This is a genomic window from Blastocatellia bacterium (assembly GCA_025054955.1).
GTDB lineage: Bacteria > Acidobacteriota > Blastocatellia > HR10 > J050 > JANWZE01.
Genome location: JANWZE010000113.1, coordinates 1 through 7,627, shown reverse-complemented (window position 1 = coordinate 7,627; position 7,627 = coordinate 1). Strand labels below are relative to the sequence as shown.

The following is a 7,627-nucleotide window of genomic DNA, read 5'->3' as shown; positions in this document are numbered from 1 at the left end:
GTCGCCAGCGCCAAGAGAATGAACCATGGCGCTTCAAGTCGTTTCCAGGAAGTTGAAACTGACAGTACCGGTTGGATTGATCGGTTCATGACGGCAACCTCTGCTTGCAAATTCACCCGCTGTGTGAAGCACAGCGTAGCGGCAGAGAGGCGCGAACGCAAGCAAATGGTTTGCCGAACAGTGAATCTACACAAAGACCATGACTCTCATTGCTCTTGGATTGGACGGAACGGTCTGACTGGGCCGGCCAACACAAGTCAGATCCGCACACACGCTCCCAGAACAACGGGCCATGCGTGCCCCTGACGGGGAATGGAGCCTCGTGAAAATCTCAGTGTGACGTACTCTTTTTAGTTGTTTGGTCGGATGCCTGAACGCGATTCGAGCATCACGCCTTCTGGCGCTTACGCATAACAGCCATGCCAAGCACAACCGCCAAGGCAATCAAAATGCCGAGAATGACCAGGTTGGTCGAGGTATCTACGACCTGAAGCAAAAACGCAAGAACTGGGTTCATACTTATCTCTCCTTAGTGTTAACTCCCTGAAGCGCTCAGCACTTCAGAGGGGATGTCTCCGGCTCATAAGCCAACAACCCCTTGAGAAAGGGGCAAACTGTATGCCAAACACAGATGGCTACCAATCCATCGGCTATCTCGTTGACCATGAGGCACAACTGAGAGCCTCGGCGCGGCCTCCAGCTCTCGCTCAACATTTCATCGTTGTAACATTCGTTTCACTCTACCGGCTCTGCATTTCAGCGAGGAAAAGTCCCATCTGACGCAGCTACCACGCCGTCAGCCCTTCAGAGCGCGTGCAGATGGTTTGAGCCGAACTCGCGCTTACATCATGCGCATTCGGTATGATAGACTTGCGCCGGCGAGATTCGTGGGGTCGTGAGGTAAGGCGCTCTTCCTCTCGCGATGACACCGTGAACGGCATCCGGTTCAAACGGGTGGCGAACAACCAATAGTCACGCTGAACGACAGTTTGGCGGCGTAGACAACAGACAGGGTATGGGCAGAGATATCAAACAGATGTCCAACATTGAGTTGGTGCGTCATTGTGCGGCCACCCCTGATGACTCACTGGCTTGGGACGAATTCGTCAATCGTTTTACTCCCTGTCTGACCCTCTATGTAGCTCGCGCGCTCAAGTTTCATGCTGCTTGGAGAGACGAGCTGAGCCATGAGAGCACACGCGAAATCATTCGCGATCTTGTTCAGGATGTCTACCTGCGATTGCTCAATCATAAAAAACAAGCATTGCGCTACTTTCAAGGACGACATGAAGATTCGATCTACCTCTATCTGGCTCGGATCGCCACGCGGGTGGTGATTGATTACCTGCGAGATCAAGCGGTGGCGCCCGCTCCGAGCCAGGTCATTTCCTGGCATCAATTGTTTGCTCAGGAAGGTTCAACCACCAAGCGCTCAGCAGACAAACCGCTGGCGCCGCAGCCTGGCGATATTGATCATCAACTTGAGCAACAGCTCACCATTCATGATGTTTGTCGCCGTCTGGAGCGGCTGCTTCCAGACGAGCACAAGGAGCGCAACATTCTGCTCTTTGTATTGCACGTGTTTGATGGATTGCCGGCTCGCCAATTAGCCGCTCAGACCGGCTGGGGACTGACGGCCAAAGGAATTGAGAGTATCCTGCTGCGGCTCAAAGAGAAATTGCGCGAGCAGCTGGAACAAGAACGAAACCAGGCGACGGGGTCAGATTGATCGTGTTTAAGCGAACTACGCCCCATCGTCAGAAGAAAAAAAATTTTTGAAGGGCGAAGGATTTTTTGGACAAATTTACGTCTTTTATGGTTGTAGCAGTAAGCAATATACCGGGAGCAACGGGTAGGGGATGGAGAATGGACGGACGGCGATGAGCGATCAACAGACCCAGAACAACCTGCAATGCCCGAACGAGGAAGTATGGTTCGGCTACCTGGAAGGCACGCTGGACAAAGAGCGGCAACAACAGATGGAGAACCATCTGCTCAGTTGTCCCACCTGCCGACACACGCTGGTTATGGTGATCAAGCTGGTGCAACCAGAGATCAGCGATGAGGAGCAACAGGAGCTGGAGCGTCTGGAGCTGGCGGCACTAACTGAGCAGGCCAAGCAACTGCAGGCGCGCCCTGCACAGATACGCCCGGCTACGATCCGACCCCTGACCAAGCCTTGGGTCCTGCGGCACTGGCGCATAGCCGCATCGTTGCTCGCCGCAGTAGCCCTTTCGGCGCTAGTTTGGGCGTTACTTGGCAACCATTCTGAGCTGGATCAAGGGATGCAAGCGCTGCGGCAGGCTTATACCGATGAACGCCTGCTGCAAGCGCGATTGACCGGCGGCTTTCCCTATGCGCCGTATCACGCCGAGCGAAACGCTGCGAGCGCAACCGGCAACCAAACGGCGCTGGCGCTGGCTGAGCAACTGCTCAAGAGCGCTGTCGCCAAAACGAACTCGGCGGCTGCTCATCACGCGCTCGGACGATACTACCTGCTGAGCCGCCAACCGGAACAGGCGCTCAGCGCCTTAACGCAGGCTCTCTCACAACAGCCCACTTCGGCTGAGATTCAGTGTGATATAGGCGTCGCCTATATGCAGCGAGCGGACCTGAGCGGTGCGCTGCGCGCGTTCGATCAAGCCCTGGCGCACAATCCGCGCTTGCCCGAAGCATTATTCAATCGCGCGCTGTGTTTGCAACTGTTGTCGCGGTGGTCGGACGCGCGAGCGGCCTGGCAGCAGTACCTGGCGGTGGATTGGTCATCTGCATGGGCTGAGGAGGCCCGGCAACACCTAAGCGCGATTCCCCGTCACTAATGTCTTTGTTTCCACGCCATGAGCAACACCTCGCCAAACAGGCTGTTGAGAAACAGACGGGCACTGTCACAGCTCATGATCGTGGTGTTATGTGTGAGCGCGGCAGGCGCTGCGATAGGAATGTGGTTTCTGACACGTCCGTCACCGGTTCATCAGGCTATGAGCGTGCTCAGACAGGCTTATCAAGCGTGGCGTCCGCTCGAGCCCAGAATCTCCGGCGACTTTCCCTATGCGCCGTACCAAAGCCACCGCAGCGATCAGGGGGACTCTTTCGCTCATGACCGACGCCTCTCAGTCGTAGGCACGCTGTTGGCCGAACGTGTCTTGAGCGCGTCTGAGCCGGCTGCGCGACATGCCCTCGTCCGGTTCTTCCTCAATCAACAAAAATTCGATGATGCTGCACGTGAGCTGACCGCCTTGCTCAACGATGAAACTGTCAATGCCGAAATTCATAATGATCTCGGCGCGGCGTTCTTTGCCCAAGGCCGCTTGGCAGACGCCTTACGGGCATTCAACCAGGCCGTCCAGATGGACGCCGATTGGCCGGTGGCTTGGTTCAACCGCGCTCTGTGTCACCAGCGATTGTGGCTGCTGCACGCAGCCGAGCAGGATTGGCAGCGTTACCTGCATTTGGAAACCGACGGCGGCTGGCTCCAGGAGGCGCGCAACCATTTAGCGACTCTTCAAAACCAGCGTCAGACCGGATGGGAAGATCAGCAACAACACATCCAGCAGCAATTCATCACAGCCTTCGACCAAAACGACGCGACGCGCATGGAGCAACTGGTCAAGGACTTTGCTTTCTGGATCGAGCCGCTGGCTGTCAATCAAACCATTCCTGACTACTTGACCGCGCGACACGAGAACGACGAGTCGGCGGCTCAACGACATCGTCAACTCTGTGACTCCATTGGCCGTTTACTGGCCACACTGAAAGGGGACACAGCGGTCGCCGACGCCATGCAGGCCTATCAAGCACTGCCGCGCCGCGTGTGGGCGGAACATCTCAGCGCCTGCCGCCAGTATCTGCAAGGCCGCCGCTTGGCCCACGCCGGGCAGTATGACGCCGCCGTGCAGGCGCTCACGCGCGCTGCCAGCGTGATGAGGCGGCTGGGCGACCCGCTCTATGCCGAACGCGCTGAACTCTTCATCGCCGACAATCTCTATGCTCAAACCAAATTCGCGCAGACGCTCGATCAACTGGAACGAGTGCTGCCGCAGGTCCGCCAACGGAATCACAAGTGGCACGAGCTCTATGCACTGATTCTGTTGGGAAAAACCTACAGCTTTTTAGGCTACTATTCCGAAAGTCTGAAATACTTGCAGCAAGCGCTTGCGCTGGAGCAGACTCATCACCTGTGGGGAGAGGCCGCCGAGATTTACCTGGCCATCGGCAACAATCAGGTCTACTTGCGACAGTATGACTCGGCCATTGCCACCTACCAACAAGCGCTCGCACTCGGCCTGAAAACCGCCCGCCCGTTGCTCACTGATGCCATCTATCAAAACATCGCGTCGGCATACATGGGATTGAATGACGAGTGGATGGCAAGCCGGTATCAGCAAGAGGTGCTGACGCGCAAACAACAAGCAACGCAGACCAACTGGTCGCTCTTCTCGAATACATTGACCAACGCTGCGCAGCTTCAGATCAAATTGGGCGATTACGAAGAGGCCCGCCGCCTGTTGAACCGCGCTTTGGAAATCAACCGAGCAATTACCCACGCAGATGAACGGCGCGATGCGCAAGCGTTCACCCTGAGTCGCCTCGGACGATTGGAGCATGCCGTCGGACGACTGAGCGAGGCCGCCGCCATCTTTGACCAATGCCGCTTGCTGATAGGGCAGAAGCAGGAACGCCGATTGGAACTCTTCTTCGACAGCGCCCAAACTCATCTAGCCATGAACCAGCTTGAAGCTGCCCGGCAACACCTGGAGCAGGCGATTGAGATTTTTGAACAAAACCGCGCGCAACTGGCGCAGGAAGCTGAACGAAACTTCTTCTTCACGCGAGCTAAGCAAGTCTACGATCAAATGGCGCTGCTGCTGTATGAGCGGTTCGACGACGCGATGGCCGCGCTTGATTATGCCGAACGAGCCAAAGCGCGGTCGTTTCTTGATCTGGTTTCAACACCAACGCTCATGCTCAGCCAGGATAATCTGAGTACGATCACGCTCGCGGCCGACGCGCGACCACGGCGGACTGGTGATCTTATCGCCTCGTTGCCCGATGATGTGACTCTGTTGCAGTATGCCGTGACCGACAGAAAAATCCTGATCTGGCTGCTCGATCGCCACCAGCCGCTGCGCACGGCTGACGTGCCTGTTGCCGTTGCTGACGTGCGCCAGCGCCTGAGAACGCTGCGCTCGGCCATCAATCAACGCGCGCCGTTGCCACTGCTGCGTGAGCAAGCGCAGGACTTGTATCGGATTTTGATTGAACCCATCGCACCGTTTCTGGATGCGAAGAAAAAGCTGTGCATCGTGCCCGACGATGTGCTGCATGAGCTGCCCTTCGCCGCGCTTGTCTCACCAACGACAGGGCGTTATTTGATTGAGGACTACCCACTGTGCTTCAGCCCAAGCGCGAGCATTTTTCTGCATTGTCACGAGCTGAGCCAACGAAAGCCTACGTCGCGGTCACGGCTGTTGGCGGTGGGCAATCCGAGCGTCGCCGAGCATCTGCGGCTTGCGCCATTGCCATTTGCCCGACAGGAAATTGAGCGCATCGGCGCATCGTATCCGGTCGCCGTCACGCTGGTGGGACGCGACGCAACTGAGGATCGAATCCGGTCGCTGATGCCGCAGTACGACACCATTCATTTTGCTACCCACTTCCTCATGCGCGAGCGCGAACCGATGTTCTCAGCGCTGGCGTTAGCGCCGCTGTCGGCTGACGCAGCGGGCGCGCCGCTGTTACCGCGACCCGGTCATCGCGATGGACTTCTTCAGATCATCGAACTCTACTCGATGCAATTATCGCAGACGTCGCTGGTTGTTCTCTCGGCTTGCAATTCTGCATTGGGTGATTTTTTCAGCGGCGAGGGACTTGTTGGATTGACGCGCCCGTTCATCCGCGCCGGCGTGCCCACACTGGTCAGCAGTCTCTGGCCCATTGCCGATTCACCAACCACCGTGGAGTTGATGACCGTTTTTCATCAACGATGGCGGAGCGGCGCATCAGCCGCCGCGGCGCTCCGAGCCGCTCAAACCAATATCCTATCGGGTCCTGCTGCCAACCAACATCCTTATTACTGGGCTCCATTCCTCGTTGTGGGCAGTGGTCGGTGAATAGAACCACCTTCGTCGTGGGCAGTGGTCGGTAAATAGAACCACCCTCTTTCCGTTTACACACTGAAATTCCCCAGCGCATCGGCGCACGGGATTAACCAACAGACTCTACTTGAGGAGGTTGAACATCATGGCACGAGCTCATTCTAAAAAAACGACCAGTATGCATGTGACCATCCGCCTCGCCGGCGGCTACATCTTTGTTCATCCCGACTATCAAGCAGACGGTTCAGGTTATGCTTTCGCTGCGATTGTCGGCGGCGTTCGGCTGACTGAGCGCCGTTGGTTCAATACAGCCGAGCCGCATGACGAACCGCCCATCGTCGAGACACGCTTGTCCGCCGGCATCGTCAGCGTGCACGTTCAAAAGGAAGGGGAAGGCGAGTATGAATATCTTCCCAGTTCCAATGTTGTCCCGGTCACTCTCAATCACGAAGCGAGTGAGGACGTCGGTCCTTGGCCCGACGTGCGGAATGTCTACCTGGAGCTGGCCGATCATGCCAAAAAGAAAAAACAAAAGTATGCCGCCCCGCCGATCCAGTTCACCGGCTTCAGTGTCTTTGCATTCTTCAACCACGGAGTCTTCTCAACTGACAAGAAGCGACGCATCGCCGCCTCCAATATGACGACACGCCAGGTGGTTGTTCATCCAACAGTGCGCATTGATTTTGACGTGCCGCCAGAAGAAGAGCTGTGTGTGATGGTGGCAACGCCGCGCCTGGACGGAAATGAAATCGTCATGCGCGAAGAAGAGTGGTTGGAGCTGAAAGGCCTCGGGCTCATTCGCCTCGTTGAGATTGGTATCGAACCGCTGAACGCTTATGCGGCGTTGCCGATTCTCGGTTACGAAGGTTTGCAAAATCCACCGAATGATAAAGGGCTTCCTGGCGGCGGGGATTGAAACTGGATGGCGACAGCCCCAACTGGGAAGACGGGTTCGTGTTGGGAAGTTGTAAGCTCTTGGTGGGAGTATCGGGTTTCGTTTGGTGGCACAGTGCCCTTGGCAAGAAACGGAGTGACTGGGCACGTCAACAAGCCATCACTGACGACCGGCGCAGCGGTGCGTCTTTTGTCCCAGAGCGATTTTCAATTGCCTTTAGCTGCGGCTCCGCCTCTTGCAGGCCTCTGGCCTGCCAAACAAGCACGGTAGAAGCGTGCGCTCCCGAGTTTTCATCGTTCGTGGTGGGATCATTGCCCATGGCTGATTCCCTTAAGAATCCATGGGAGCGCACGCCTGCGGGCGTGCCCGCTTGACCCCGCTTGCAAGGGCGCTCCCAAGTTTTCATGCTTCGTGGCGAGCCTCCGCTCATGAGCGATCCCCGCGTCGTCACCGGTGACTCGAACGACAGCTCTGCAGTTGGTATTACTCACTGACTGGGCGCCAGCCCTATGCGGCGCCGCAGATCTTGAAAGCGCGGGTCCGAGCGGAGCGAGTCAAACATTGGTTCGACGCTGATGAACGGCATGAAGAAGTGGCGCGCCTCGTAAGCCTTCTCCAACCCGTCAAGCGCCTTGTT

At 56.8% G+C, this 7,627-nt stretch carries 5 protein-coding genes; 4 read left to right on the top strand and 1 reads right to left on the bottom strand.

The annotated features are described in order from the left end of the window. Nucleotides 1-388 precede the first annotated feature (388 nt). Complete coding sequence (locus tag NZ823_14665) at nucleotides 389-517, bottom strand: LPXTG cell wall anchor domain-containing protein (GenBank protein ID MCS6806371.1); 129 nt, start codon at nucleotides 515-517, stop codon at nucleotides 389-391. Between the two features lie 498 nt (nucleotides 518-1,015). On the opposite strand from NZ823_14665, the gene NZ823_14660 reads away from it, so the two are divergent. From NZ823_14660 to NZ823_14645, 4 genes are all read left to right on the top strand, one after another. Further along, the gene (locus NZ823_14660) at nucleotides 1,016-1,729 is read left to right on the top strand and encodes a sigma-70 family RNA polymerase sigma factor (GenBank protein ID MCS6806370.1); all 714 of its coding nucleotides are present in this window, start codon (nucleotides 1,016-1,018) and stop codon (nucleotides 1,727-1,729) included. A 151-nt stretch (nucleotides 1,730-1,880) separates the two neighbouring features. Then, nucleotides 1,881-2,819: a zf-HC2 domain-containing protein gene (locus tag NZ823_14655; GenBank protein ID MCS6806369.1), complete on the top strand. Its 939-nt coding sequence runs from the start codon at nucleotides 1,881-1,883 to the stop codon at nucleotides 2,817-2,819. 120 nt (nucleotides 2,820-2,939) lie between these two features. Further along, nucleotides 2,940-6,110: a CHAT domain-containing protein gene (locus tag NZ823_14650; GenBank protein ID MCS6806368.1), complete on the top strand. Its 3,171-nt coding sequence runs from the start codon at nucleotides 2,940-2,942 to the stop codon at nucleotides 6,108-6,110. A gap of 130 nt (nucleotides 6,111-6,240) precedes the next feature. Continuing rightward, complete coding sequence (locus NZ823_14645; GenBank protein ID MCS6806367.1) at nucleotides 6,241-7,011, top strand: hypothetical protein; 771 nt, start codon at nucleotides 6,241-6,243, stop codon at nucleotides 7,009-7,011. The last annotated feature ends 616 nt before the right edge of the window (nucleotides 7,012-7,627 follow it).